We start from the raw sequence: 26,552 nt of genomic DNA, 5'->3' as shown, positions 1-26,552 counted from the left end.
TAGCCAGAGTTATAAATGGAGCGCGCAGCATGGGATGAGGACCCTTGTGCCGTGGGGCGAAGAATTGTATTTGCATAAAGGCACGGTGATATCATCGATATTTCCGCTCTGCGCCAGTCATGCGTAGTGTCCAAGGAGAGGTAACAGACGTGCTGATAAAATCGTTCGACTTGCCGTCAGGCGCAAAGGTAAAAATTCCATACAAGGCTGGAAAAGGGAACCGGCTGACTATGCTCCTAGGAGTCAACGGCACTCAGAAAAGCACCTTGTTGCGTGGTTTTTTAGATACGGCTCTCGACGAAATCAATGCTTCTAACTTTACCCCCCTGAAAAGCTTGCCGCAGGTGAAGTTTGACCGTACACCCGTCGGTGTGATTGCACTATCGGCCATTCCCAATGACCGTTTCCCTACCAAATCTCGAACGAATATCAGGTCGCGTTCGCGTTATGAAATCGATGAATACGAATATATCGGTCCGCGACATAACCAGAACATTATCAGCCGCAATCAAAGCCTCAGCGCACTGGTAACCGCCGCCTTAACGAACAGGCAACGCACTTCCAGCCTGAGTCACTTCATCGAACAAATGAGTTCACGCACTTCCATTCCCAGTCGATTCGCAATTGTTCTACGCCCGGATATAGGAAGCGGAAGGCGCGGTGCATTATTAAATGATTTCCTAAATGAAGAGGGCGCCAATAAAACCAAGCTGGCAGATATTGAATATCTACGCAGTAATGGGTTGCTGGAAGAGCTTGAAAAGCTGCTTGAGAGAGGCGGGAAAAATCTTTGGACTTTTGAAGTCGATCTACTAACCGGTGATTGCATTCCCGAGACCCCATTAATCGATATCGCTATACGACATAGATTGTTACAGGTTCGCCGACATAATTCGCGCGCAGAGCGAGCGCTTAACCCCGAGGACTATAGTGCAGGGCAATGGGGATTGTTCTCTTCGCTCGTCACCCTCGCTTTGAAAGTAAGGGATGATGCACTAGTTCTCATTGACGAGCCGGAAAGTGCCTTGCATCCTTCCTGGCAGCGGGATTATGTGGATTGTCTCAGTCAGGCCATGGCCGATGTGTCGGGTTGCCATGTATTGCTCGCCACTCATTCTCCCTTGCTATGCGGCTCATCTGCCGAGTTTTCCTCAGAATTGATTGTGCTGCGCCGCCATCCTGCCACGGGTGAGCTTTCAGCAGAATTCGAAGAAATTCCGGAGGGGTGGCAATCGAACGACATCCTTGAGCGCAAATTTGAATTGCATAGTACCCGCGGATCCGCCTTTGTGGGGCAAATGGACAATCTGCTGAAACTGGTAGCGCAAGGTATCAAGCAACACACCCAACCGATCAAGCGATTACTCAAGGAAATCGAGCCGACCGTGGCCAAGCTTCCGGAGGGGGATCCGGTACGCGCCATCTTTACATCAGTGCAGGAGTTGGTCAGTAAAAAGGTTGGTCCATGACTGGGTTCGACATCTTAAAGCGCAAACGCTGGAGCGCTTCTGAGCAGACGTTGATCAGCAAATATTTCAAGGGCAAGCATACCGAATGGTCCAAGGCCAATTTAAAGCTGGTTCGCGATTCTGTGAGGAACTACCTCCTGCGCGTACAGGCCTACCGCTGCGCCTATTGTCGGCGACAACTGGCCACTGAACTGGGCCGAAATGAGATTGATCATGTCGTCGCCAAGGCACAGCCTGGAATGGCGCGTTTTACCTACGAGCACGTGAATCTTGTAGCAGCCTGCAAACGTTGTAACTGGCTGAAAAAGAACCATGACGTGCTTGCACGCGGCTTGCAGCCTGCAGAAAGTTATCCACTGTTGGCACAGGACTTCCTCTGGATTCACCCTTACATTCACCGGTACAGCGATCATATCGAACAGGTCGCTGGCTTTCTGTTCCGAGAAAAAGGCGATGCTGCCGCGCAGGCCAGAGGCAAAGCCGTGATCGATGTATGTAGGCTCAACATGCTAGCTACGGTTGAGGCCAGGCGCTTGTATGAAGTCGCTCATGCTTCGAAAAACCACCACGCTGCGATCATGAGTCTGATCAGCGATAACACACAGCTTGATATACCTGCGCTTGCGAAGATTATCCGCCGTGCACGTCCCGCATTTCGCCAACTGACCGAGGCACAGATCATTGTGATTATTGATGCAGTGAAGCAAGGTGCCTTTGAAAACTACCGGCGTATAACTGTGCAATTTGGCTTGTAGCGACTTGATATGGTGAACTTGTAGTTACTTCGATGCTGCCGATTACCCTTTCTTCGTCAAGGAGCCGGATGTCTCACTGAGCCCATCACTTGTCGGGTCAGGTCGTAAATACAATGCGCGTTGGCCAAGTCAAAGGCAACGCGCGGTCAGTTGGAATGCAATTGACTAGTCAACTCAGTGCCATTTCACATTTGAATAGACCTACTTGAAAACCTCAACCAACTGCTGCTCTGTCAAGCCACTAAGTAGTGAGAAGTAGCTCGCCCTAGAGCCCGCATCAAGCAGTTTCAAGTCGCCCAGATCCCCCAGTACCATCGCCGCATGCTCTGGTGAAAGAGCCTTGGTAAGTGGCGCCCTCTCCCCACTGAAGTAGACATTCCCGGCGGCCACAGCGACATCCAGAAGATCACGCACCTCCAAGTAACGCGGATAGCGGACAGCGGTCAGGAACTCGCCATCAAAAACCACCTGGATCTGATCGATACCTGGGATTGAGTAAACCACAGTAGCTGCCACCAATGGCATATTCGGGTCTTGCTCACCAGGAGCGGGAACCTCTCGAACTGTACCGAACAAGGTAACCCTGTCACACTTAGGATCTCTAATAATGTCCAAGAGAACGCGCACATTGTCAGAGGTAGAGCTGTTCGAATAACGCAGTGCAACCATTGATCACTAACCTTCTTGTGGTAGACGTAAAACATCGTATATGGATGGCCTCATGCGGCCAGAAGAAGCTCACCCGCGAGCATTTCAGTTACAGCTAATGACCCTTGCAGGGCAACTGCTCCACCTGAGAGCAGGCGGGGATTTTTTTCTTATTCGAGCCAAATATGCCCTTAATTGCACTATTTGGCCAAGTCGCCCTCAAGCTCATCTGCATAGTCATCGCCAAAGACGAAAGCGATCGGCAGGCAGGCAGGCAGGCAGGCAGGCAGCAAGATGCTCTGTGAGTTCTGCAGCATTATTGTTCCGCATTTGGCTGTAGATAAGCTCGCAGATGGATTTCTCGCTCAGCTGCGCAAATCAATACCCTTTACAGAATCACCGCAAGCCGCGATGGTTATTTTAGCTGTCGCGGCCACGCTACGCAAAGCTACTACAGAGTTGTGCATTACCCTGTTGACTATCCCTTGCTCATCATATGGAAGAGTAGCTTGACCTACACAGGCTGCTTTTAACCTAGGCAGTGTAAACGTTTTCATAGGCATCAAAGACCAAAAGTCGGTCTAAAAATGCGTTTCTACGCAAAATCCGTATCTACTGATTTACCGATAAATTCAGATTTGGCGTAGACGTGCACACTTAGATTTTGGCTTAGCGTTTTACACCCTTTGAGCCGATAGATGCCACGGTTCGGCGGGGCACATTTCACCGGTTGCGCACTGACGACCTCACGACCACCACCGGAATTTATTCGCGACCTCAAGAAAAAGTACTGAGTCTGCTTTTTTTTCGATCCGTAACCTTTGTCCTGTCTCAATCACGAGCAGGACCACTACTGATGACCACCAAGACTCGACCTCTAGAGAGAGCCCCTCTCTCCCTCAACCCCCAAGACGCAACCGCCACGTCCTCGGCCAACAGCCTGTCATATCCTCCAGTCGCACTTGTCTGCAATATCAAACCGCTCCGTGCCGACTCTGTAGCACCGCCTCAATTTGACCCGGCTACAACCCTGATTCGTATTAATGACGTAGTCGCTATCGTCGGGCTCGCCCGGCCAACGATTTACAAGCTGATGAGCCAGCCTGAGAGCGACTTTCCCCTACCGGTAAAGTTGAGCAACAGCACTGCACGCGGCGCTCCTGTTGCTTGGGTGCTGGGGGAAGTTCAGGAGTGGATACGGACGCGGATTGCAGCGCGCGGGAGAAACGCAGCATGACGCCTCTCTTTCTTCCGCATACCGCTTTAGATCGCCTTCATGAGTTGGGCCCGGCGGCACCTGCGAGGAAACGACTTAGTCACCTGCAGACGTTACGCGTCCAAGCCGGGAATCGCGGGGCTCATGTATTGCTGTTGATCTGGCCAACGCTTGATTGGGGAATGCTGGCGATTGAGGTTCCGGCTGACGTGCATATCAACGATGCGAGGCAGCTCATTCCCAATGTGATGGCCAACCCTGAGCTCATCGAGCAAATGCACCGAAAAGCTGCCGCTGGCAAGCATTTGACCTGGCTCAAGCTTGAGCACCCGCCTGCCGTCGTCCACTAACAAAAACGCCCCCGGCTGCAACCGGAGGCGTTTAGAGGTGAAGCAATATGTGCGTCCAATTTATGCTCACAACAGCGATTAAACAACCCCTGCCTGCTCGATCCGGTCTTGCGCAACGAGAAATGCTGCGCTATGGTCGTGTCGTCGCTGCAAAATCAGCGACCGGGTTTGGCGACCCGAACTTCAGTAGGCGCACAAGCGCCCCATATACAGCAGCAGGCGCTTTTTTTGTGCCCGCAGCGACGTGTTATGGCGGCTGTGCGTGGGATACCTTCGGGTATGCCGGGTGCCTACTGTCCCGGTTCGCCAACCTGCGCACAGCTGCCACCCATAATCGTTTGGCGACGGTTCGTGGCAGCTCCACAACAGTAGGAGCACCACTTATGAAGCATTTGCACGCCCCAAATCCGCCTTCATTTCAACAACACATCGCCGCACTGAAAGCCCGCGCTATTTCCGCGCTACACGCTGACTCATCTCTATCTGTTCGCCTCGCCCGTTACAACGAAGCCATGCGTCGAGCTCGCGCCTTGGAAGCCAAAGGGGGTGCGCAATGAATCCGCACCTCAAAACAATCCAAGACTGCGAATCAGAACTTACTGGTGCCAGTGACGCGCTGGCCATTTTGACCGGACTCTTTTCAGCGATTTCAAAACTCGATCAAGTCAACGCTGCAGCAGTTGCCCGAGCCGGACGTTACATCGCCGAAGACTGGGCGAACATGCTTGACGTTGATGCTGAGCAACTGCGTGCTGAAGCCTCCGCTCTCAACGGCGAGGTGCAATCATGAGTTCGCTTTTAGCTGTTACCACTCGCCAAGAACTTTTCTGCCAACTGCCTACAGGCCCTTTGCTCTCAGTCAATGAAGGCGTATCGGTCACTGATGCCCTTGAGCATGCGTCCTGCATTCTTGCCTGTGTAGATAGCCTCAGCGCATCCATCGGCGATGGCAACGCGCAGCCAGTGGATGCATACGCCATTCAGTACCTGAACGAATTGGCTAAGGGTTTGATTGATGCCTGCGTGTCCGGCACGCTTCGCAAGGAGGCCAGCCAATGACTACCTCTAAAAAGCGTCCAAGCTTCGCCGAGGTAAAGGCGGCGGCATTACGCTCAATTGATCGCGTGTTAGCGCACTGGTTGCCCGGTGGTAAGCGCGTAGACAGAAACCGGGAATACACCGCACCCAATCCACTGCGCGCTGATAAGCATGCAGGGTCATTCAAAGTTAACCTGGCCAAAGGCACGTGGTCGGACTTCGCCACCGGAGACAAGGGAGGCGACTTAATTGACCTGGTGCGCTACCTCGACGGCGGCACGGATATCGAAGCCTGTAACAAGCTGGCTGACTTCCTGAATGTCACCGCTGGCAGTGAACCTGCACCTGCTGCAAAGCAAGCTAAAACGCCCGAGTGGATGCCAGTTCAGCCCATACCTGATGAGGCGATGAGCAAGTGTCCACACAAGCATCGCCAGCACGGTAAGCCGTCAAAGGTATGGGTCTATAAAGACGCTGATTCACGCCCGCTGTTTGTGCTGTATCGCTTCGACGTTGGACCGGATGAAAGCGGTACGACGCGCAAGGTGTTTGCGCCTTTGACTTGGTGCAAAAAAGCTGACAGCGACGTACACCAATGGCGCTGGCAGGGCGTGCCCGACCCTCGTCCTTTACTGCGCCTCGATGAGCTGGCCAAGCGCCCTTCTGACCCTGTTGTGATGTGTGAAGGTGAGAAGGCTGCCGACGCCGCTGCTGAACTGATGCCACACTACGTCGCTACTTGCTGGCCCAACGGCACGAACTCTTGGCACAAAGCTAACTTTACGCCGCTCGCTGGGCGTGAGGTGTTGTTGTGGCCTGACAATGATGCACCGGGCCTTAAGTGCATGGACGCATTGGCTGAGCACTTACTTAAGCTTGGAGCAGCATCTGTAAACACAGTTGCGCTGACAGCACTGCAGCAGCGCCCCGGCCTTAAGGGTGATAAACCGACCTTCTCAAAAGGGGATCATTGGGCCGAAGGGAACGATGCTGCCGACGCGGCGGCCAGCGGTTGGACCATTGCTCATTTGGCAGAGCTTGAACGCACCGGGGAGCTGTTCGCCTTGGTGCCTGATGCGCAATGTGTTGTACCTGTTGAAACTGGCGAAAAGCACGTAGCCAAAACACCTGTCAGTGCTCGCAAAGCGCCACGCAAACCAAAGTCAGAAACCTTGCCAAGTGGCTTTCGTGTCACAGCAGACGGTGTGGTTTATGCCGGTGAAGATGGCGAATCACGCCCGGTGTGTTCTCGCCTGGTTATCCTTGCCAGAACCCGCGACAACAAGGGCCAGAACTGGGGCTTACTGGTTGAGTTTGAAGATCCTGACGGCGACAAAAAACGCTTTAACATTTCAGCCAGCAGCATGGCTGGTGACTTTGGCAAAGAAGTACTCGGACCACTGGTCAACATGGGCCTTCGGCTCGCACCTGCCCGCGCCGCTCGTAACTCGCGCAATGACTTGCAGAGCTATTTGCAAGGTTATGACAGCACCGAGCGGGCCCGCTTAGTCACACGTTTAGGCTGGCATGGTGATGCGTATTTACTGCCAGACCGACAGATCGGCCACAGCAACGAACACCTGCATTTTTATGAGGCAGGTGCGGCGCTACCGCCGATCAGCCAAGCGGGCACATTGGAGCAATGGCAACAGCAGATAGGTGCCCTGTGCATTGGTAACCACCGCCTCGCCTTTGCAGCCAGCACAGCGTTTGCCGGGCCACTGCTGCACCTGATGGGGCAAGAATCAGGCGGCTTTCACTTTCACGGTGTCAGCTCCAGCGGTAAGAGCACCACAGGGCGTGTTGCCTGCTCGGTGTACGGCCCGCCCGCCTTCGAACGCTCATGGAGATCCACCGACAACGCTTTGGAATCGATCGCATCTGCGCACTCTGATGGGTTGTTGGTACTCGATGAAATCAGCCAGTGCGACCCGCGCATTGTTGGCGAAACGGTGTACATGCTTGGCAACGGCACCGGTAAGGCTCGCGCCAATGACCGTGGCCAGTCAGGCAAGCCGGTGCAGGAATGGCGACTACTGTTTGTGTCGAGCGGTGAAAAGACTTTAGCCGAAACTATGGCTGAAGCAGGTCGGGAACTCAAAGCCGGTATGGATGTACGCATGCTCGCCATGCACGCGGATGCAGGCCAAGGCTTTGGACTGTTCGACACACTGCATCACTTTGAAAGTGGTGCGGCGCTTTCGGACGCTCTGCAGGCAAGGGTTAAACGGTTCTACGGCACACCCTTGTTAGCCTTTCTCAATGCGCTGTGCATGCCCGGTGAGCTACTGGGTTACACCGCGATTCTGCGCAGCACCGTTGAACGCTTTGCTACAGAAGCTTTGCCCGCCAGTTCCAGCGGACAGGCTCACCGTGCAGCCGCTCGCTTCGCACTGGTAGCCGCGGCTGGCGAGTTGGCCACCGCATTAGGGGTGACGGATTGGCCGGACGGCACAGCGATAGCTTCAGCCAAGGTGTGCTTTGCCGCGTGGCTCGCTGAGCGTGGTGGAGCAGGCAACTTGGAAGGTGACGCCATCGTCGCACGCCTGCGCCTGGTTGTTGAGCGCTACGGCGAAAGCCGCTTTACCCGGTGGGATGGTGTTGCTGCAAAGACGGATGATCACGCACCGCGCACCACAGATCGCTTGGGCTTTCGGCGCACGCTCGATCACAGCTACGGCGATGCGCTGTACACCACAGTTACTTATTACTTCCTATCGACGGCATGGCGTGACGATGTGTTCAAGGGCATGAACCTGCGCACCGTTAACCGGGAGCTAATCGCCCGGGGCATTTTGCAGCCGGACCCAAAGGGCAAGGCTGCACAGGTTGTGACTATGCCGGGTATGTCCAGCGTGCGCGCCTATGTGGTGGCAGCGGCCGCGCTTCTCTCTGACAAGCATGAAGCCTTAAACGCCGAGGTTGCCTAGCGGCTTGGCTCATACAGGAGAGCAGCCGGCACCTTCGGGTCTGGCCAGCCCATGGATATACCAACCCTATTATGTTATCGAATTGGAGTAACACCATGAAAGACCTTAACGCTATGCAGCAAACCCGTACTGCCCTTCTCGCGGAGCAAGAAGAGCTGAATGCGCAACTTCCAGAATTGCTGGAGATTGAACGTACCGCACCTCTGAATTGGAATTTTCTGGGCAACCCTGTTTCCACACCAGAAGGCGATAGAGCGACTCAAATCCGAATGGATGCAGAGGGGCGCGTGGACAGCATTATCAGTGAAGTTAAAAGCCTCGATCAAAAGATTGCCTATCTCGAGTTGCTCGCGGTGACGGAGCAAAATATCGATCAAGCCAACTTAAAAAAGCAGGAGGCGCACGAACGTGTGGAGCGTTTACTCACCAGCACTCAACGCATTGCTGAAAGGCTTGAACAGATTCATCACGATGAAGAGCTGGCTGATGAGCAAGCACGCTTGGCTGAGCAGGAAGCCGCTGAGCTCATGGCTAAAGCAACTGCCAGCGGTGATAACAAAGCCAGCAAGGCGGCTCAGGTCAAAATGGATGAGGCCATCATGTCGGCTCGCCTGGCCACAGAAAAGCGCGAGCATAACCAGCCACTGATTCGTGCACTGGAATCGGAGTCCGCTGCCTTAGAGGAACTGCTGACGACGGCGCGCCAAGAAGAAAGTGAGGCGTCGAGTGCTGAGCGCAGTGCGATTTGCACCAAGCTAGGCGCTCAATGGGATGAAGCATCTGAAGCCCTTCAAGCCATTGGTGTGGAGTTGGCAAAACAAAATGTACAGTGGCCGCTGACTCGGCTGAACATCCCAACCTTCGCGCCGGGTAATCGCTCCATTACACATGATGCCCTTCTTAGGGTCGCCAGAAGTAAAGCGGCGTGAGACGCCAGAGCACCATTGGCAGCGGCAAACGACTAAACGGCGGCTTTGGTAAGTCTGCAGGTTTGGTTGTGTATTACGTTGTTGTGGCATGGGTGCACATCCACGAGAAGCGCGGGATCATCCAACCACTGGCTAATGCAGAACGTGCCAGTTGGGCTGTACGTGTACTCGGTCATCACTACCCTGAGCGCACATACGAAACGATGAAGATGTACGCTCATGAGGGTGTAACCACCCAGCAGATGGAAGCATTTGAAACACCTGTAGTGGACGACCTCGGCAAGCTTGAGGTCGCTCATAACCTAGGGCTGGACTGGTACGTGTAACCCAACGCAACCGCTGCAAACTCAACCGCTGGTGTAAGTCGCCAGCGGTTTTTTATTGCCCATGCAAATGCCAGGCGCATTACACCTTTGGTGTATTTTTACACTGGTGTATGGGGCTATAAGCAATTGTGTAATATCGCTACAAGTCCCGTATCCATTGGCCTGTAGCGATTCGATTACACTTTACACACCACTTACACCAGACTTTAGAGGGATACGGTTACGCACTCCCCCAACGCCCCGTTGGAGTGAGGGCGATCAGCGGAGAGTATCTCGCCGCCGTCGGGTAGTCAGACAGGTCTGTGCTTGGGTGGTAGCCGGCCAAATGCACCGGGGGCCCCTAGAGAGATATCCGAGTTAAGGGTAATTCGAACCGTGTTTCTGAGTTAGTGGCTGGGTCTGAAAGTTAGTGAACTGGTTAACTGGGTTAACCCGGTTAACTCCATCATCAAACCTTGAGGTACACACACTCGAATCAGTGTATCGAATGCCCCTACCCTCAGATCATCTGATGGGCTCAACTCAATAGCTGAAGCCGTGAAAAGATCACCGACAGTACCCATCCGGTAATTACCTTAAATAACCAAAAAGCACCGCAGCAGCCAGCACCGTGTATGCCAGCTTGTATGCCAGATCTAAAATCTATTTGAGATTTCCTTACTATACAGCCACTTACAGTTCTAGTTTGAAGAACGCCTGGTGCGCCATATATTGACGAAAGCCCCGCACTGAATCATCAGGCGGGGCTTTTTTTGTATTTACCGAAAACCCCTCTCAATCAGCAATGACCTTACCTACTTGAGTTTGTGTCTATCCTGCTATTTCTGGCCGTCGATATCTTGGGGCACTTTATGGAATATAGCGTGATCGTGGCCGGCACTGGGTTCGAGGGACGGGCCGCGCGGATAAGACTTGCAGTCAAACCTGGGATGCCAATCAGGTTAGTTCCAGAGCCGAACAATCAGTATGACGAAAATGCTATTGCTGTTTATATCGATGTTCGCGCTTGGTTCACCCTCTTCATGAAAACGGAGGTGCAGATTGGTTACATTAAACGTGATAAGGCTGCATTTTTTAGACGCAAGATGCATGAGGGCGGCCGCATCGTATCTGCAAAAGTCAAAAGTATGTATACGGATAGAGAGCACCCAAGAGTTTCTGTACAGGTTGTGACTGACTGGTGAGCGCCGGACTAACTCAGAAGAAAAGCCCCTACTAATACCTCTCATCTTCGCAAACGCCTCGACCTGCGGTCTGAAGCCTTGAGCCTGGAACCCTGCGGCTAGGCGTTTCAGCTTGCCCCCATAGCGCTGATCGACCCACACAAACAGCCAACCCCCGCAGACGAAATACAAGACCAATGCCCAGAACAACCAGCGCACAGCCGGATCAGTACCGCTGCTGATACCTAGAAAGAACGCTAGGTTGAACCCACACAGCACCAAGACAATCAGCAAAAGCGCCGCTCCCGACAGCACACATCGCTCGCAACAGCTCCCATACAGGCCTCATTTTTCACCCTCTCTCAATACTTAAGGCAAATTATCTGAAAATCAGATATCTTAAAAGCAGATATAGCTTGGCAGCCCGTTCTGATCTGACGCGCGGCTATGACCAAAGCTATTTATCGACGTGAGCACGAGATTTTTCTTCAAGAGCTAAAGCGCTTGCGCCTCGAATCTGGAATGACTCAGGCTCAGTGCTCTGAAGCACTGGGTCGACCGCAGTCCTTTATGAGCGATGTGGAGCGTGGTGTGAGGCGGCTAGATATCGTCCAACTACGGGATCTTTGTATCGCTCTTAAAACAGATCTTGCGAGTTTCACAAGAGCCTACGAGCAAGCTATAAACGACAAAGTCAATGCTCAAAACTGATATTGGATTAAGTGCTATCTCACCGACGCATCTTGCTGGGGCTTTCACATCGCAATGCTGACAACCACATTCAACGGTACTCCGCATTTCTTGCATGCTGAGCAGAGACCGCGGCTAGGATCGCAGCCCGGTCTAATGCAAGTACCTCGAATGGTCTCAGGATCCCCTTACAACAAAATTTGCGCCTGTGAATTATCAACCAGTCGCTTAGGGGCGATAGTGTAGAAAACAAGAAAAGTCACGCGATAAGCTTGAGACCTCTCGGGCTGGGATCATAGATACGCTGATCTGACTCTTAGTGAATAGAAACAATGCGGCATTATTTGCGGCATCAAAAATCAAATAGGTATGCCATGACAGATTTAACTATTAGCCAAAACCACGATCAAGGAAATGTCAGGCTTGCGATTCCGGATGACAAGATTCTCGACTTCATAGACGGTAAGACACTACGAGCTGATAAGCCTGAAGAGCATGTGCGTCAAAATATTGCGAAACGTTTGGTTAATTCAATGGGCTATCCAAAAGGCAGACTCAAGGTTGAATTTGGGATTAAGTCCGGATCAAGTAAGCCTCGCCTTGATATAGCGGTATTTGATGATGGCGTTGCCCACATCCAAGAGAATGTTTACGGGATAATTGAGTGTAAAAAGGAAACGACCTCACCTTCTGACAAAAAAGAAGGTGTTGAGCAGTTGAAGAGCTACATGTCGGTTTGTCCAAATGCAAAGTGGGGGCTTTGGACCAATGGCAAACACCGCGAAGTATGGCTCCGAACGGAGAAAAACGGGCGTGTGGAGTTTGTTGAAGACACCGATATGCCGTTGGCAAGCGGTAAAAAGGCTGGACTAAGCCGTCAAAAGCTTGAAAAAGCACTAGGAGATGTTTTGTTGTATGCCTTTAAGGCTTGTCACAATCATATCCATGTGACAGATGGGTTTCAGAAAGAAAAATCATTCTTTGAGCTTCTGAAAATCATTTTTTGCAAGATTGAGGATGAAAAAGGCGTAAAGGCTCTGCAGTTCTATGTGGATGCTGCAGAACTGAACGACCCGGACGGGCAAATTGCCTGCAAGAAACGTATCTTGGATATTTTTGCGCGTGTAAAAGTCAAATTCCCAACGATTTTTCCAGTATCAGAGGGGATAGACTTGAAACCCACGAGCTTGGTCCGCGTCGTGTCAGAGCTTCATAGCTATAGTTTGCTTAAAACGAATATCGATATAAAAGGGAAAGCCTACGAAGAAATTGTGGGCAGCAACCTCAAAGGGGACCGGGGACAGTTTTTTACTCCCCGCAACTTTATGGAAATGACTGTTCATATGGTTAATCCCCGCATGATTTCGGAAGGGGTTTGGGAGCGTGTACTTGATCCTTCCTGCGGGACGGGCGGTTTTGTTGTTTCAGCACTCCTGCATGCTATAAAAGCAATCGACACTTTACATTTTGAATCAACTGGATTGTCAAAAGACGAATGGGATCAAGATCACTGGAATGCCTATCGTGATGGGATTAAGGAAATTGCAGAACGATGTTTTTTTGGATTTGATATCGCGCCAGAATTGGCTAAAGCCGCAAAAATGAACATGGTTATGAACAATGACGGCAGCGGCAACATGCTGTCCGAAAATTCATTGTTACCACCTCATCAGTGGTCTATAGATTTTCGTGAGGCACTTGCAAAGTCGTTAAATCTTGGAAGGCGTCATGAAGAGTCAGACATCAAGGCGGATGACCTGTCATCGTGGAAGGACCTTGCGAAGTTTGATGTGATTGTTACCAACCCTCCATTTGGCAGCAAGATTCCTGTTATGGATCAATCCATACTTGGACAGTACGACTTGGCGCGTATTTGGGATAAGCCCAGCACCAAAGGCGGGAAATGGACGATTACGGATCGCCTCCAAAAAAGCGTTCCGCCTGAACAGCTTTTCATCGAGCGTTGCATTCAATTCTTGCGCCCGGGTGGACGTATGGGGATTGTTCTTCCGGACAGTATTTTGGGTTCACCAGGGCTGGGCTATATCCGGCAATGGATTCGTCAGGAGACCACCGTTTATGCCAGCGTTGATCTGCACCAAGATGCTTTTCAGCCGCATACGGGCGTTCAAACATCCATTCTGATAGTGCAGAAGAAAACCGATGCAGAGAAACTACAAGCCTTGCAAGATGGCATTGTTTCTCAAAAAACCTTCATGGCAATTGCCGATAAAGTGGGCCATGACAAACGTGGCAATACTATCTTTAAGCGAGATGATCACGGTAACGACATCCTTGTGAATGTCGAAGAAGTTGTAAAGGATGAAGATGGGGGAACTAGAGTGGAGGCTCGCATGGAACGAGTCATCGATGATCAAGCTCCCCTTATTGCTCTAGCATTTGACAAGTGGAAGGAGAAGGAGGGGTTGTCATGGTGACTCCCTTTTCCTTTCCAGGCTTGCGTGTTACCGAGGTGTCAGATCGACAAATTTATCAGGCTGGTGGCAGGCTTGATGCCGGTTCCTATTTTTGTGGAATTGGGAGCACACAACTTTGGCCGACACTCCCTCTGGCTGGCGCTGGCGGTTTAACCAAATCCGGACATAAGCCACGTTTTAAAAGGCCATACGTGGATTTCGACGGATTACCGTTCTACCAGCCGTCACAAATATGCGAAATCAATCCAGAGCCGGCACGCCTTCTGGCAAAAAGTAGTGCATCTCAAATGGCCCCTCTTTGCGTCAAGAAAGGGCAGATTCTCCTAACATGTTCCGGAACCGTTGGAGACGCTTCAATAGTTGGAAAAACCTTAGATGGAGCTGTCTTTAGCCATGATTTGATTCGTATGGATACTCACGAATCTAGCCCGGTTGGATCAGGTTATATCTATGCTTTTCTTAAAACTAAGCGAGGTAAACAGGCTGTGGTCTCCCACAGTTACGGCGCAGTGATCAAACACATTGAGCCGGAACACCTTGCCGATGTTGAAGTGCCCATCGCTGAAGCATCAATTGTGGAGTCCATTAATGAGGCGATTCTGAAGTCGTTCAAGCTTCGTGACGATTCCAATGAATTGATGGTGTCGGCCCGCAAGAAACTTCTGAATGTATTGGATTTGCCACCCATTGATGATTTACGTAAAAAGAGAGCCGGCGAACTCACAAATGGTTTTGATGTTTTTTGCTTCGAAGTTACGCTTGATGATCGAATAGACGCATCCCGTTATAACCCTATTGCTACAACCATTGAGCTATTGCTTTCAAAGCACACGAAAGAAGTTACAACCGTTGGTGCTGCCAGGGTTAGCAAGAAGATTATTTTGCCGGGACAATTCAAACGAATTTATGTTGAAGAGGGTTATGGTGTTCCTTTTTTTAGCGGGAAAGATATTGGCGAACTAAACCCGACCGACAAAAAATATATTTCCTCTGACTGTCATGCTGACAGAATTGATGAGCTAACAATCCATGAGAATATGGTTCTTTTAACGTGTAGTGGTACAGTGGGTAACGCTAACATTGTTCCTAAGCACTGGGATGGTTGGACGATGACTCACGATATTATTCGAGTTATTGCAACTGACAAGTGGATGGCTGGTTATCTGTACGCATGGCTGTCATGCGATTATGGCCGCACACTGGTTAAGTCCTATGCATATGGTGCGGTTGTTCAGCATATTGAAGATCATCATTTGGCAGAAGTCGTCCTACCTATTCTTGATGAATCCTTCATGAAAGAAATCGGCAGTTTAGTGCTCGAAGCCAACGAAAAGCGGTATCAGGCTTTCTTACTGGAAGAGCATGCGATGAATGACTTCAACACCAAAGTCTGGGGGGCATAGGTGGTTGGCAAGTAGGGCAGCTATAAAAGTTGTGACTATCTGTTCAATACAGTGTTTCTCACCTGGTTTCGCACCTCGCTTTCCGCAGCTATTAAAGGTTCCAAGGATGGACCAAGTCCCCTCCTAGGAATGCACGAAGCGTCTATCTGCCACACTCACCCTGCGGCCCTGAGCGAAAACCCGCTAACCTCAGCTATCACAACCCTTTGATTTCCCAGCTAACCCGCGCTAACGTATTGATTCTAAACGCCGACTTTTAGGACTCCGAAGGCAGGGGTCGTGGGTTCGAATCCCGCCTGCTGCGCCATATATTGACGAAAGCCCCGCACTGAATCATCAGGCGGGGCTTTTTTTGTGCTTGGCGTAATCATCTCTGAATCTGTGCCTTTACCCATTTGAGGCTCAAATCTCCATACAGCCCCACTCTTGCCCTTCACAACCTCAACTCCACACCTGACAGCCGACACGCATTGGCGCCTTTTCACCCTCGCTTCGATTTGCTCTTCACCGGCCAGGTTTTCCTGCGCAGACGCCTCAATCTCGCGATTTTAAAGGTTGAAACATTTTGTAACCTAGCTATTATATAAAAGGTAGCTAGCTAACGATTAGCACATCAGTCCGTCGTTTGCTGCACTGCACAGTGGCCGTCAGAGCCAAGGCTATTAAAACCGTACCTATCCCATCACTCGAATTTACCGTTGGTAACGAGCGCCAATTCGCACGCTGCCCAACGAGCGAAGCACGCTAGGCAGAGTGCTGAGCGCATACCCCTGAGGCGTATACCCCGCCTGGAGTCCCGCATGACTGAAAAACCCAAAGGCTTAACCCGACGCCAATTGTTGGTTTCATCAGTAACCACCTTGGCCGCAGGCGCCGCCGCGACCGCACAGGCCGCCACCCTCACCGGCACACCTAAATGGTTGCCCTTCGACCACAACGGTCCGATGCACTACGACACGCCTGGCTGGCAGTTCTTTACCGCTGAAGAGGCCAAGGAGATCGAGGCGATTGTTGAGCAACTGATCCCGGCTGATGACCTCAGCGTCAGCGGCAAAGACGCAGGCTGCGCTGTGTTTATCGACCGCCAACTGGCCGGTGAATACGGCGATTTTTCCCGTTTGTACATGCAGGGCCCCTTCACCCCCGGCACCGCACCGCAAGCTGACCAGTCGCCCTTGGTGCCCCGCGAGCGTTATCGCTTAGGCATCGCCGGGCTGGGTAAGTACTGCCAGGCGCAATTCCACAAGCCCTTCAGCGCCCTGCCCGCAGAGCAGCGTGACAAGGTGCTGACCGATCTGGAAAACGGTGCGATTGCGCTCGAAGGTATCGACGCCAAATTGTTCTTCCAGCAGGTGTTGGACAACACCATGGAAGGCTTCTTCGCGGACCCCATCTACGGCGGTAACCGCGACATGGTCTCGTGGAAAATGATCGGTTTTCCCGGCGCCCGTTATGACTACCGCGACTACATCGCGATGCATAACCAGAAGCTAAACCTCACGCCGATTTCGATCATCGGCAGCTCCGCATGGAACAGGAAGGGTTAAACAACATGGCTAAAAAACTACCTGCCACCGATGTCGTGGTGGTTGGCCTTGGTTGGGCGGGCTCGATCATCGCTAATCAACTGGCTGAAACCGGTCTCAATGTTATTGGTTTCGAACGTGGCCCATGGCGCGACACTGCCAGTGATTTCAACCTGGCCTCAGCGACTGACGAATTACGTTACAGCCGCCGCCAGGAACTGATGCTGCGCACCAAACAGAACACCTGCACCATGCGCAACAGCTCAGCAGAAACTGCCCTGCCGATGCGCACCTGGGGCTCGTTCCACCCGGGTAATGGTGTCGGCGGCGCAGGCAACCACTGGGCTGGGATTACTTTTCGTTTCCAACCCAGCGAGTTCCGCCTGCACAGTCATTTAACTGAGCGTTATGGCAAAGAGCTTCCCGAGGAGTTGACCCTGCAAGACTGGGGCACCACATGGGAAGAGATGGAGCCACACTACGACTCGTTCGAGCGCTTAGCCGGTGTTTCCGGTAAGGCCGGTAACATCAAAGGCACCATTGTCGAGGGCGGTAATCCATTTGAAGGCGCCCGTGCCAACGAATACCCTAACCCGCCAACCGAACAAACCTTCGCACCCACCCTGTTCGCAGAAGCAGCACGCAACCTTGGCTACAAGCCGTTCCCGGTGCCATCATCCTTGGCATCACAGGCCTATACCAACCAGCTTGGCGTAACCATGGGGCCTTGCACCTTCTGTGGTTTCTGCACCAACTACGGGTGTGGCAACTACTCCAAAGCCAGCGCCATTGTTAGCGTGATGCCGGCCTTGATGCGCAAGCCCAACTTCACCGCCAAGACCAACTCTGAAGTGCTGAAAGTCAACATGGACAGCACCGGCAAGCGCGCCACCGGGATCAACTACGTCGACGCCAACGGCGTTGAGTGGGAGCAACCGGCGGAAATCGTCGTAGTGGCGGCGTTCATCTTCGAAAACGTGCGCCTGATGCTCCTCTCCGGCGTGGGTGAGCCCTACAACCCGATCACCAATACCGGCACCACCGGCCGCAACTATGCGTACCAGACCGCCAACAGCGTGAAGCTGTATTTCGATGACAAGAACTTCAACCCATTCATTGGTGGCGGTGCTATTGGCATGGGCATCGATGAATTCAATAACGACAATTTCGACCACTCCGGTTTGGGTTTTGTCGGCGGCGGCAGCACCCGCGTAACGCCAATAGGCGCTGCACCGATCGACTCACGCCCCGTGCCACCGGGCACGCCTAGATGGGGCTCGAAATGGAAAAAAGCCACGGTCGACAACTACCTCAGCACCATGTCTATCGGCTGTGAAGCCACTAGCTACTCGAAGCGCACCAACTACTTGTCGCTCGACCCTAACTACAACGATCCGCATGGTCGACCGCTGCTTAGGATCACCTTCGACTTTCCGGAAAACGACCTGAGAATGGCGCAGTACTGCACGAACAAAGTCGCCGAAATTGCTAAATCAATGAATCCACGTGAGATCGTCGCAGCGCCCCGCAAAGGCCCGTGGGGCAATCTCACCTATCAGTCTTCGCATATCGTTGGCGGTTTCATCATGGGTTCAGATCCGAAGAACAGCTCGGTCAACAAGCACCTGCAAGTCTGGGGCGTACCGAACTTGTTCGTCGTCGGCTCATCAGCGTTCCCGCAGAACCCCGGCTATAACCCGACCGGCACAGTAGGTGCCTTGGCCTTCAAGGCGGCGGATGCTATTCGTCGACTGTATCTACAACGTCCCGGGGAGATGATCAGCGTATGAAAAAATCCCTCTGGCTGTGCTTCGGTCTAATCGGCCTGAGCCTCAATGTGGCGCATGCAGCAAGCGGCGCTGATTCTTACAATATGGTGGAAAAAGGCCGCTATCTAGCCACAGTCGGCGACTGCGCCGCCTGCCACACTGTACCGGGCAAGCAACCGTTTGCCGGTGGCGTGCCGATTGAAACCCCGTTCGGCACGTTGCTGGGTGCCAACATCACCCCGGACCCACAAACAGGCATTGGCCGCTGGAATTTCGAAGACTTCCAAAACACTATGTCCGCTGGCCATGCACGTGGCGGCAAGCGGCTGTACGGCGCAATGCCGTTCACCGCTTACACCAAGGTTAGTCGCGCCGATAACCAAGCCATCTGGGCGTACTTACAAACGTTGCAACCCGTTAACCACGCAGTCGAGAGCAACCAGTTGCCCTTTCCGTTCAATGTGCGCACCAGCTTGATTGGCTGGAACCTGCTGAATTTCGAGCAGGGCGAGTTCAAAGCGCACCCGGACAAGACTGCTCAATGGAACCGTGGCGCTTATATCGTTGAAGGGCTGGGGCACTGCGGCACGTGCCACACACCGAAGAACCTGATTGGCGGTGACAACAACGATGAGTTTCTCGCGGGTGCCAACCTGCAAGGTTGGGTCGCGCCAGATATCACCGCCAACGCCCATACCGGTATTGGCAAGTGGACCAATGAAGATCTTATTCAATACCTGAAAACCGGGGCCAATCGTTACGATATCGCTTCAGGGCCTATGGCTGAAGAGATTGAAAACTCCTCGCAACACTGGAGCGATGCAGACCTGATGGCGGTTGCCGTGTACCTCAAGGGTGAAGCACAACCCGCCAGTTCTGCCAAGCCATTGGCCGCAGACTCGCCCGCAATGGTAGCCGGTAAGGCGGTGTATGCGGATCGCTGTGCGGCATGCCACATTGGCTCAGGCGAAGGCATCACCCACCTGTTCCCAAAACTTGCGAGTGCCCCGTTGGTTAATAGCAGCGATGCCACCTCGTTGATCCATGTGGTGTTGGCCGGTAGCCGTGCAGGCGCAACCGAAGACGCACCGACAGCGCCGGCAATGCCATCGTTCGCCTGGAATCTAAGTGATGAGAATATCGCCGACGTACTGACCTACATCCGCAACACGTGGGGCAACGCAGCGCCTGCGGTATCAAGTTCTGACGTGAAAAGCTTACGCGCAGATTTAGCCGAGTAAGTGCGCTGAGTCCTGACCCCGCAATGGGGGCAGGACTCAAGCCAGACATTGTATCGTTGGGCAAGATGCCGAGTGCCTGACTACAAAGCGGCGATGAAATAGGCGCAACGATTGGGTGCGTGATAAGCCGGCTGGTCTGCTTAACCCGACATTGAACATGATAAATAATAAGCCCCGTATTGTTCACTCAGGCGGGGCTGTTTTGCGCTTGCTACAAGCTGTTCTCAACCCACGAATACCCTGAGCACTAATGCTTTGCATCCATCCTGATATTTCTGTCTGTTGATAACTTCGGGCAAATTACCAAGTACAGTGTGATCCTCTTTTTTGCTGAAGATCTCTTTCGCTTTAACTCTTGCCTAAGCATCACTTGGCGCAGGTGCATCGGGCTTAACAGGAAAACCGCTCGGCCAGATGCTGCGATTTGAAATGCTCGACCAGGCAATCCACAAAGACGCGGGTTTTCGCCGGCAGTAATTTATGCGCGGAAAAGTACACCGCTATATGACCCGCATCCACATACCAATCGGGCAGCACCCGTAACAGTCTGCCTTGCTCCAGATAAGGCAGGGCGTGCGGCAAGCTGACCAAGGCGATGCCCAGTCCCATTTCTGCGGCTCTGCAAGCCGCATCTGGATCGGTCATGGTAATGCGTACCGGCAGTTCGATAGCCGCTTCTGCATTGCTGCGATTGCGTAGTGTCCAGGGGCGGACCCGCCCCGTCTGCGGCGAGCGAAGCAGAATGCCGGCATGTTGTATCAGGTCACTCGGTACCGCCACAGACGGATGAGCATCCAGATAGCCGGCTGAGGCCACTAGGGCCCGGCGGGCCGGAGCCAACTTGCGAGCCACCACCCCAGGCGATAGCTCCATTGCACCGCTGATGGCAGCATCGAAACCTTGAGCGATCAGGTCGACCGGGCTGTTATCAAAATGCCAATCGGGGATTATCGCCGGATAGCGCTGCAGAAAAGTATCCAGCATCGGCACGACGTAATCGCGACCAAAGGTGACGCCCATGCTGACCTTGAGCGAACCGGCAGGCTGCCCAGCGGAGCTGGCCAGATTGGCAACGGCGTGCTGAATGCTGCTCAGGCCACCGCGGACCTCGAGCAGAAAGCGCTCGCCGGCTTCCGTCAGGGTCAGGCTGCGGGTACTGCGCTGAAACAGGCGCACACCGACACTGGCCTCCAACTTGGCCACGTTCTTACCCACTGCGGCGGGGGTTATACCCAAGCGGCGTGCGGCCTCGGCAAAACTACCGGCCTCGGCGCTGCGCACAAAACAGTCGAGACCTACGAGCGTTTCCATGGCGTCACCATAAACCAAAAGGATCGAGTGAATAGAGTGATTGATGGCTTATCAATATGCAATCAGCGGCAGATACTCGTTTCACCCGGGCAAGTCGCCCGTTCTATCGGAGCAACGAGCATGTCGAACATTACTTCTCCAAGCAGCAACAACCTCACTGGCAAAGTCGCCCTAATCCAAGGCGGCTCACGGGGCATCGGTGCCGCCATCGCCAAGCGCCTGGCTCACGAAGGTGCCGCTGTGGTCATCACCTATGTAAGCGCGGCGGACAAAGCTGCCGAGCTGGTACGCGGCATCGAAGCAGCCGGCGGCCGTGCCCTTGCCATCAAGGCAGATAGCGGCGACGCTGATGCAGTACGTGATGCCGTCAGCCAGACGTTGAGCCACTTCGAACGCATCGACATCTTGGTAAACAATGCCGGTGTGCTGGCGATTGCTCCGATTGAAGATTTCAGCCTGGAAGATTTCGACCGGACCCTGGCCGTCAACGTACGCAGCGTCTTCGTTGCCAGCCAGGAAGCCGCGCGGCACATGACCGAAGGTGGCCGCATCATCACCATCGGCAGCACCAATGCCGACCGCATGCCCTTCGCAGGCGGCAGTGTCTACGCCATGAGCAAGTCGGCCATTGTCGGGCTGACGCGTGGGATGGCGCGCGACTTAGGCCCTCGCGGCATCACGGTCAACAATGTGCAGCCGGGGCCGGTGGATACCGACATGAACCCGGAAAACGGTGACTTCGCGGAAACCATGAAGGGTCTGATGGCGATTGAGCGTTACGGCCGCGCCGAAGAAATCGCCGCATTCGTGGCCTACCTTGCCGGTCCTGAGGCGGGTTATGTCACCGGTGCCAGCCTCTCGATTGACGGTGGCTTCGCCGCTTAAACCATCGCGATCAGAAAGCCCTGCAGAGTTGTACCAGCAGGGCTTGGCTTTTTGGATGAACGCCTGAGCGTGGTCGGGTTGGAAACACGCTGCACGGCGTGCCTTCGGCACAAGGCAGTCTCTGCATATGTTGCAGCGAGTGTTAACAACGCCTCAGTGATAGACCACATTTAACCGAATCCGACCCTTGTCAAATCGCCCTCCTCCCAACCGATTCGCCGAAACAGGCACCCACTCGCCACGACTGTAAAAGAGTGAACACTCGCCCGAATCTAAACTCACATATAGACGTGCAGCCTATTTTGCTTGCTCGCTGAGGCTCAGCGGCTTTGGTTTTAACCGCCCGCCACTGGCTACCTTGCGCCACAGAGATGCCCTGAATATCAAGCCAACCTCTAACTAAGCGGTTGACGCCGTATCTGGACAGAAAAAACGCGACGCAGGCAGGACTCAAGAGGTTCGGCCCGCTGTCCGCTTAATGCAAAGCCACACCGTGATTTACAACCTAAATACCGATGAGGACCGAAGCAATGACTGATCCGACGATAAGAAACACGCCTGAACCCGGTAAGCCTGGCCAATTATTCAAAGAGTTGGCAACGCCCTCGAGGCGCAGTTTTCTTCGTACTGTCGGCATATCAAGCATGGCTGCGGCGACAGCGCCAATGTGGGCTCAAGCGGCACAGCTGGAATCCCCCATCGACGACAGCGAAAAGCCTCTGGCAAAAGGTGAGCAGCGCATCAGTCTGAATGTGAATGGCCAGAAACATACGCTTAACGTGCCAGGCAACGCCGTGTTGCTTGACGTGCTGCGCGACCGCTTACAACTGACCGGCACCAAAAAAGGCTGCGACCACGGCCAATGCGGGGCTTGTACCTTGCACATCAACGGCCAGCCGGTAAACAGCTGCCTGTCGTTAGCGGCCATGCATACCGAGGATGAAATCACCACCATTGAGGGGCTTGAGCAAAACGGCCAATTGCACCCGATCCAAGAAGCCTTTTGGAAGCATGATGCGTTTCAGTGTGGCTACTGCACCTCAGGGCAGATGATGACTGCCGCCGCGATTATCCAAGACCCCAATATCGGAGCCGACGACGCCAGCGTGCGCGAGGCCATGAGTGGCAATATCTGCCGCTGTGGTGCCTACAAAAACATTCTGGCTGCCGTGCAGGATGCCCGTGAAAAAATGCAAGGAGCCCAGTCATGAGAGCCTTGGAGTACACACGCGCAACCAGCATTGATCAGGCAATCACCAGCCACGCAAAGAAGCCAGCGGCAGCCTTCCTTGCAGGAGGCACCACGCTACTGGACCTGGTCAAAATTGACATTATGCAGCCCGACCAAGTGATTGATGTGCATAGCTTGGCGCTCAATCAAATCGAGACCTTGGATGATGGCCGAACTCGAATTGGCGCGATGGTTACCAATACTCAACTGGCCAATCATCCACGCATCAAAACTGACTACGCGGTCTTGTCTGAGGCGCTGCTTTCAGGGGCAACGACCCAACTGCGCAACAAAGCGACCACCGCTGGCAATGTCATGCAGCGAGTGCGCTGTAACTATTTCCGTGATGGCGTCTCTGCCTGCAACAAGCGCGACCCCGGTTCGGGTTGTGCTGCCATAGAGGGGCATAACCGCAGCGTGCATGCGGTCTTGGGCACCAGCGACCAGTGCATTGCCACGCACCCTTCAGATATGTGCGTTGCCATGGCCGCAATTGGGGCCAGCGTTGAGGTGCAAGGCCCGTCCGGTAAACGAGAGATCGATTTTTTGGACTTCCATCTGTTGCCAGGAAATACACCCTGGAAAGAACATGCGCTTGAACCTGACGAGTTGATTACCCACGTCACCCTGGCCCCACCGCTGGCACACAACACTTCCGGATATTTAAAGCTGCGTGATCGCGCCTCCTATCAGTTCGCTTTGGCATCCAGTGCAGTGATCCTGACGATGGATGGCCAGACTATCCGTGAGGCGCGTATTGCATTGGGTGGATTGGGAACCAAGCCGTGGCGAGCACTTGAAGCTGAAGATGCACTGCGCGGAGCAACAGCGACACCAGAGAACTTCCGCAAAGCCGCCTCTCTTGCTCTGCAAGGCGCAATGCCCTATTCGCACAATGCCTACAAAATCCCCCTCGGGCAGCAGGCCATTGTGCGTAACCTTTCAACCCTTGGTACAGGAGCCTTGGCATGAGCGACTCAATCATGGGGGCATCACCACGGCGAGTGGACGGACGCCTTAAGGTTACCGGCCAAGCCATGTACTCGGCCGACCAGCACCCCCAAGGCATGGTTTATGCCTACGGCGTCTACAGCACCATTGCCAGCGGCACGATCAAAGCGCTGGATATCGACTCGGCGAAAAGCTCCGCAGGTGTAATCGACGTTCTCCATCACGGCAACTTTCCCCCAGCGTTCCACACACCGCCCGAGCAGTTCTCGGTGGAAAAAATACTCACGTCTTCACGTATTGATGAACAACGCCTGCCCTTTGAAGACCAGGCCATTCGCTACGCCGGGCAGTTTGTGGCACTGGTAATTGCTGACACCTTTGAACATGCTCGCGAAGCCGCTTACAAGGTTAACGTCAGCTACAGCGACAACACTGCTGTGGCCAACATCAAGCAGGGGCTGGAAAAAAGCAAACCTACCGATGCCGAGCAAGGCCACAAACGCGGCGACCCTGCAGGAGCATTTGACTCCGCTGCACAGACGCTCGATGCCACCTACACCACCCCGGTTGAGACCCACAACCCAATGGAGATGCACGCGACAGTCGCGCTCTGGGAAAACAACAAACTGGTGGTGTATGAGTCGACTCAATCAGTGGTTGTACACCGTAATACCCTTGCTCAGATTTTTGGCCTGCCCACCGAACGTGTTGAAGTCAGAGCCCCCTTTATTGGCTCGGGCTTCGGTGGCAAGTTATGGGTTTGGCCCCACTCTGTGGCTGCCTGCGCTGCCGCCAAGGTCGTGGGCCGACCCGTGCAACTGATTGTGCCGCGAGCGCAAATGTTCACCACCGTCGGTCATCGCCCCGAAACGCAACAACGCATGCGCCTTGCAGCAGACGCCAAGGGCAAGCTGCTTTCACTGCGGCACGAGTCGCTGAACAGCAGAGGATTTGGCGATCAGTATGTGGAAAATTGTGCAGGCATGAGCGCCAGCCTTTACTCATGCGCCAATGTCGAAATCAACCACGCCACGGTCAAAGTCAATCGCGGCGCGCCCACATCAATGCGTGCGCCTGGCGCGGCTCCGGGTTTATTTGCCTTGGAGTCTGCGATTGATGAGTTAGCTGAAAAGTGCCAACTGGACCCATTGGCCTTTCGCCAACTCAACTGGGCGGAGCAAAACGAGCAAGAACAACTGCCTTGGTCCAGCAATCACCTGCGAGATGCCTTGAGCCAAGGAGCCGAGCGCTTTGGCTGGGCCAAGCGTAAAGCTGAGATTGGCAGTATGCGCGATGGCCATGAGGTCATAGGCTACGGCATGGCGCAGTGCAATTGGGACGCTATGCGTACACCTTCCAAAGCCCGGGTTTCACTAAAAGCCGACGGCAGCGCCGAGGCCTTTTGCGGGGCTCAGGATATCGGCACCGGCACCTACACGGTAATCGCCCAATGCGTGAGCGAGCTCACCGGATTGCCATTGGAAAAAATCGCCGTGAACTTAGGCGACTCATCATTTCCCCCTGGCCCGGTTTCGGGCGGATCCTGGGTGACCGCCAGTGTTCTGCCCGCTGTGGCTGAGGCAACCCGCGCAGCACTAAAGCAACTCAAGGGCTTTGCTGCAACCGAAGACGGCGGGCTTGCCGGAGCCGAACCGGATGATATCAAGGTCAATAACGGCAAGCTCGAGGATGGCGGCAAAAGCATTGCATTTGCCGAGGTGCTTAACAGCTTGAAGCTCGCCAGCGCCGACGGTGAAGGCCACACCGGCATGGCCGATTCAGAGAAGCATGCATTCAGCTCCTTCGGAGCCCATTTCGTCGAGGTTCGCTGGGATCCAGGTATTTCTCGGCTGCGCGTATCCCGTGTGGTCAGCGCCATTGATGTAGGCAAGATCATCAACGCCAAAACTGCACGCAATCAAGTCGAGGGGGCTATTGTGATGGGCATCGGCATGGCGTTGTTCGAAAGCACAGATTATGACGAACGCAATGCCATGCCGGTGAACAACAACTACGCCGAATATATGGTGCCGGTGCATGCCGACCAGCCTGATATCGATGTAATTTTGCTCGACTACCCCGACTATAACCTCAACGAGTTCGGTGCTCGCGGCATTGGTGAAATCGGTATAACCGGGCTTGCTGCAGCAGTGGCTAACGCGGTCTATCACGCCACAGGCAAGCGCGTGCGCGACCTGCCAATCAGCCTTGAAAAACTGATGAGCGACGCATCACGCCAAGGCCAGACAATGTCATGAAAATGAGGTACAGAATCAGGATGCC

General features: G+C 53.6%; 23 protein-coding genes. 21 read left to right on the top strand and 2 right to left on the bottom strand.

Going from position 1 to position 26,552, the window contains the following annotated elements; all coding sequences use genetic code 11:
* Window positions 1–149 precede the first annotated feature (149 nt).
* Together ACIGCM_RS06255 and ACIGCM_RS06250 are read left to right on the top strand one after the other, a co-directional pair.
* Window positions 150–1,469, top strand: coding sequence for an AAA family ATPase (locus ACIGCM_RS06255; RefSeq protein WP_397501186.1), 1,320 nt, complete (start codon window positions 150–152; stop codon window positions 1,467–1,469).
* Window positions 1,466–2,224, top strand: a complete 759-nt coding sequence (locus tag ACIGCM_RS06250) for an HNH endonuclease (RefSeq protein WP_397501185.1) — start codon at window positions 1,466–1,468, stop codon at window positions 2,222–2,224. The genes ACIGCM_RS06255 and ACIGCM_RS06250 overlap by 4 nt, the downstream gene beginning before the upstream one ends.
* 201 nt (window positions 2,225–2,425) lie before the next feature.
* Here ACIGCM_RS06250 and ACIGCM_RS06245 read toward each other — a convergent pair whose 3' ends face one another.
* Window positions 2,426–2,893 carry a hypothetical protein gene (locus tag ACIGCM_RS06245; RefSeq protein WP_397501184.1) on the bottom strand — a complete coding sequence of 156 codons (468 nt, stop codon included), beginning with the start codon at window positions 2,891–2,893 and terminating at the stop codon, window positions 2,426–2,428.
* A gap of 952 nt (window positions 2,894–3,845) precedes the next feature.
* Between ACIGCM_RS06245 and ACIGCM_RS06240 the strand changes: the two genes are divergently transcribed.
* The 15 genes from ACIGCM_RS06240 to ACIGCM_RS06170 all read left to right on the top strand — a co-directional run bounded on the left by ACIGCM_RS06240 (window position 3,846) and on the right by ACIGCM_RS06170 (window position 19,891).
* Window positions 3,846–4,109, top strand: coding sequence for a helix-turn-helix transcriptional regulator (locus ACIGCM_RS06240; protein ID WP_397501963.1), 264 nt, complete (start codon window positions 3,846–3,848; stop codon window positions 4,107–4,109).
* On the top strand, window positions 4,106–4,438 hold the full coding sequence (locus ACIGCM_RS06235; protein WP_397501183.1) for a hypothetical protein: 333 nt from the start codon (window positions 4,106–4,108) through the stop codon (window positions 4,436–4,438). The genes ACIGCM_RS06240 and ACIGCM_RS06235 overlap by 4 nt, the downstream gene beginning before the upstream one ends.
* Window positions 4,439–4,821: 383 nt before the next feature.
* Complete coding sequence (locus ACIGCM_RS06230) at window positions 4,822–4,995, top strand: hypothetical protein (RefSeq protein WP_397501990.1); 174 nt, start codon at window positions 4,822–4,824, stop codon at window positions 4,993–4,995.
* Window positions 4,992–5,228: a hypothetical protein gene (locus ACIGCM_RS06225; protein WP_397501182.1), complete on the top strand. Its 237-nt coding sequence runs from the start codon at window positions 4,992–4,994 to the stop codon at window positions 5,226–5,228. The genes ACIGCM_RS06230 and ACIGCM_RS06225 overlap by 4 nt, the downstream gene beginning before the upstream one ends.
* A complete protein-coding gene (locus ACIGCM_RS06220; RefSeq protein ID WP_397501181.1) occupies window positions 5,225–5,497 on the top strand; it encodes a DUF3077 domain-containing protein in 273 nt (90 codons plus the stop codon). The genes ACIGCM_RS06225 and ACIGCM_RS06220 overlap by 4 nt, the downstream gene beginning before the upstream one ends.
* Window positions 5,494–8,406 carry a DUF927 domain-containing protein gene (locus ACIGCM_RS06215; RefSeq protein WP_397501180.1) on the top strand — a complete coding sequence of 971 codons (2,913 nt, stop codon included), beginning with the start codon at window positions 5,494–5,496 and terminating at the stop codon, window positions 8,404–8,406. Before ACIGCM_RS06220 ends, ACIGCM_RS06215 begins: the two co-directional genes overlap by 4 nt.
* A 95-nt stretch (window positions 8,407–8,501) precedes the next feature.
* Window positions 8,502–9,335: a hypothetical protein gene (locus ACIGCM_RS06210; protein WP_397501179.1), complete on the top strand. Its 834-nt coding sequence runs from the start codon at window positions 8,502–8,504 to the stop codon at window positions 9,333–9,335.
* Window positions 9,332–9,661: a hypothetical protein gene (locus ACIGCM_RS06205; protein ID WP_397501178.1), complete on the top strand. Its 330-nt coding sequence runs from the start codon at window positions 9,332–9,334 to the stop codon at window positions 9,659–9,661. The genes ACIGCM_RS06210 and ACIGCM_RS06205 overlap by 4 nt, the downstream gene beginning before the upstream one ends.
* Before the next feature lie 851 nt (window positions 9,662–10,512).
* Window positions 10,513–10,845 (top strand): HIRAN domain-containing protein, encoded by a 333-nt coding sequence (locus ACIGCM_RS06200; protein ID WP_397501177.1) that lies wholly within the window; start codon window positions 10,513–10,515, stop codon window positions 10,843–10,845.
* A 426-nt stretch (window positions 10,846–11,271) separates the two neighbouring features.
* A complete protein-coding gene (locus ACIGCM_RS06195) occupies window positions 11,272–11,535 on the top strand; it encodes a helix-turn-helix domain-containing protein (protein WP_397501176.1) in 264 nt (87 codons plus the stop codon).
* Window positions 11,536–11,888: 353 nt separating this feature from the next.
* Window positions 11,889–13,952 (top strand): N-6 DNA methylase, encoded by a 2,064-nt coding sequence (locus ACIGCM_RS06190; protein WP_397501175.1) that lies wholly within the window; start codon window positions 11,889–11,891, stop codon window positions 13,950–13,952.
* Window positions 13,946–15,355 carry a hypothetical protein gene (locus ACIGCM_RS06185; RefSeq protein WP_397501174.1) on the top strand — a complete coding sequence of 470 codons (1,410 nt, stop codon included), beginning with the start codon at window positions 13,946–13,948 and terminating at the stop codon, window positions 15,353–15,355. Before ACIGCM_RS06190 ends, ACIGCM_RS06185 begins: the two co-directional genes overlap by 7 nt.
* A gap of 800 nt (window positions 15,356–16,155) precedes the next feature.
* Window positions 16,156–16,902: a gluconate 2-dehydrogenase subunit 3 family protein gene (locus ACIGCM_RS06180; protein ID WP_397501173.1), complete on the top strand. Its 747-nt coding sequence runs from the start codon at window positions 16,156–16,158 to the stop codon at window positions 16,900–16,902.
* 5 nt (window positions 16,903–16,907) lie between these two features.
* Window positions 16,908–18,671, top strand: a complete 1,764-nt coding sequence (locus tag ACIGCM_RS06175) for a GMC family oxidoreductase (RefSeq protein ID WP_397501172.1) — start codon at window positions 16,908–16,910, stop codon at window positions 18,669–18,671.
* On the top strand, window positions 18,668–19,891 hold the full coding sequence (locus tag ACIGCM_RS06170; protein WP_397501171.1) for a c-type cytochrome: 1,224 nt from the start codon (window positions 18,668–18,670) through the stop codon (window positions 19,889–19,891). Before ACIGCM_RS06175 ends, ACIGCM_RS06170 begins: the two co-directional genes overlap by 4 nt.
* 390 nt (window positions 19,892–20,281) lie before the next feature.
* Here ACIGCM_RS06170 and ACIGCM_RS06165 read toward each other — a convergent pair whose 3' ends face one another.
* Window positions 20,282–21,202 (bottom strand): LysR family transcriptional regulator, encoded by a 921-nt coding sequence (locus ACIGCM_RS06165; protein ID WP_397501170.1) that lies wholly within the window; start codon window positions 21,200–21,202, stop codon window positions 20,282–20,284.
* A 120-nt stretch (window positions 21,203–21,322) separates the two neighbouring features.
* Between ACIGCM_RS06165 and ACIGCM_RS06160 the strand changes: the two genes are divergently transcribed.
* The 4 genes from ACIGCM_RS06160 (at window position 21,323) to ACIGCM_RS06145 (ending at window position 26,527) form a co-directional block, all read left to right on the top strand.
* Window positions 21,323–22,087, top strand: a complete 765-nt coding sequence (locus ACIGCM_RS06160; RefSeq protein WP_397501169.1) for a 3-oxoacyl-ACP reductase family protein — start codon at window positions 21,323–21,325, stop codon at window positions 22,085–22,087.
* A 530-nt stretch (window positions 22,088–22,617) separates the two neighbouring features.
* Window positions 22,618–23,298, top strand: coding sequence for a 2Fe-2S iron-sulfur cluster-binding protein (locus ACIGCM_RS06155; protein WP_397501168.1), 681 nt, complete (start codon window positions 22,618–22,620; stop codon window positions 23,296–23,298).
* Window positions 23,295–24,290 (top strand): FAD binding domain-containing protein, encoded by a 996-nt coding sequence (locus ACIGCM_RS06150; RefSeq protein ID WP_397501167.1) that lies wholly within the window; start codon window positions 23,295–23,297, stop codon window positions 24,288–24,290. Before ACIGCM_RS06155 ends, ACIGCM_RS06150 begins: the two co-directional genes overlap by 4 nt.
* Window positions 24,287–26,527, top strand: coding sequence for a xanthine dehydrogenase family protein molybdopterin-binding subunit (locus ACIGCM_RS06145; RefSeq protein WP_397501166.1), 2,241 nt, complete (start codon window positions 24,287–24,289; stop codon window positions 26,525–26,527). The genes ACIGCM_RS06150 and ACIGCM_RS06145 overlap by 4 nt, the downstream gene beginning before the upstream one ends.
* Window positions 26,528–26,552 lie beyond the last annotated feature (25 nt).

This window comes from Pseudomonas sp. NPDC078700 (genome assembly GCF_044542375.1).
GTDB lineage: Bacteria > Pseudomonadota > Gammaproteobacteria > Pseudomonadales > Pseudomonadaceae > Aquipseudomonas.
The sequence above is the reverse complement of the archived record's forward strand: the minus strand, read 5'-3'. Positions and strand labels throughout refer to the sequence as shown.

What these genes read in the sequence shown, in the direction of transcription:
- ACIGCM_RS06220 (WP_397501181.1), top strand. Translation starts at nt 5,225, where the DNA reads ATGAGTTCGCTTTTAGCTGTTACCACTCGCCAAGAACTTTTCTGCCAA.
- ACIGCM_RS06150 (WP_397501167.1), top strand. Translation starts at nt 23,295, where the DNA reads ATGAGAGCCTTGGAGTACACACGCGCAACCAGCATTGATCAGGCAATC.
- ACIGCM_RS06215 (WP_397501180.1), top strand. Translation starts at nt 5,494, where the DNA reads ATGACTACCTCTAAAAAGCGTCCAAGCTTCGCCGAGGTAAAGGCGGCG.
- ACIGCM_RS06175 (WP_397501172.1), top strand. Translation starts at nt 16,908, where the DNA reads ATGGCTAAAAAACTACCTGCCACCGATGTCGTGGTGGTTGGCCTTGGT.
- ACIGCM_RS06180 (WP_397501173.1), top strand. Translation starts at nt 16,156, where the DNA reads ATGACTGAAAAACCCAAAGGCTTAACCCGACGCCAATTGTTGGTTTCA.
- ACIGCM_RS06230 (WP_397501990.1), top strand. Translation starts at nt 4,822, where the DNA reads ATGAAGCATTTGCACGCCCCAAATCCGCCTTCATTTCAACAACACATC.
- ACIGCM_RS06185 (WP_397501174.1), top strand. Translation starts at nt 13,946, where the DNA reads ATGGTGACTCCCTTTTCCTTTCCAGGCTTGCGTGTTACCGAGGTGTCA.
- ACIGCM_RS06190 (WP_397501175.1), top strand. Translation starts at nt 11,889, where the DNA reads ATGACAGATTTAACTATTAGCCAAAACCACGATCAAGGAAATGTCAGG.
- ACIGCM_RS06155 (WP_397501168.1), top strand. Translation starts at nt 22,618, where the DNA reads ATGACTGATCCGACGATAAGAAACACGCCTGAACCCGGTAAGCCTGGC.
- ACIGCM_RS06195 (WP_397501176.1), top strand. Translation starts at nt 11,272, where the DNA reads ATGACCAAAGCTATTTATCGACGTGAGCACGAGATTTTTCTTCAAGAG.
- ACIGCM_RS06250 (WP_397501185.1), top strand. Translation starts at nt 1,466, where the DNA reads ATGACTGGGTTCGACATCTTAAAGCGCAAACGCTGGAGCGCTTCTGAG.
- ACIGCM_RS06160 (WP_397501169.1), top strand. Translation starts at nt 21,323, where the DNA reads ATGTCGAACATTACTTCTCCAAGCAGCAACAACCTCACTGGCAAAGTC.
- ACIGCM_RS06200 (WP_397501177.1), top strand. Translation starts at nt 10,513, where the DNA reads ATGGAATATAGCGTGATCGTGGCCGGCACTGGGTTCGAGGGACGGGCC.
- ACIGCM_RS06145 (WP_397501166.1), top strand. Translation starts at nt 24,287, where the DNA reads ATGAGCGACTCAATCATGGGGGCATCACCACGGCGAGTGGACGGACGC.
- ACIGCM_RS06170 (WP_397501171.1), top strand. Translation starts at nt 18,668, where the DNA reads ATGAAAAAATCCCTCTGGCTGTGCTTCGGTCTAATCGGCCTGAGCCTC.
- ACIGCM_RS06225 (WP_397501182.1), top strand. Translation starts at nt 4,992, where the DNA reads ATGAATCCGCACCTCAAAACAATCCAAGACTGCGAATCAGAACTTACT.
- ACIGCM_RS06165 (WP_397501170.1), bottom strand. Translation starts at nt 21,202, where the DNA reads ATGGAAACGCTCGTAGGTCTCGACTGTTTTGTGCGCAGCGCCGAGGCC.
- ACIGCM_RS06210 (WP_397501179.1), top strand. Translation starts at nt 8,502, where the DNA reads ATGAAAGACCTTAACGCTATGCAGCAAACCCGTACTGCCCTTCTCGCG.
- ACIGCM_RS06245 (WP_397501184.1), bottom strand. Translation starts at nt 2,893, where the DNA reads ATGGTTGCACTGCGTTATTCGAACAGCTCTACCTCTGACAATGTGCGC.
- ACIGCM_RS06235 (WP_397501183.1), top strand. Translation starts at nt 4,106, where the DNA reads ATGACGCCTCTCTTTCTTCCGCATACCGCTTTAGATCGCCTTCATGAG.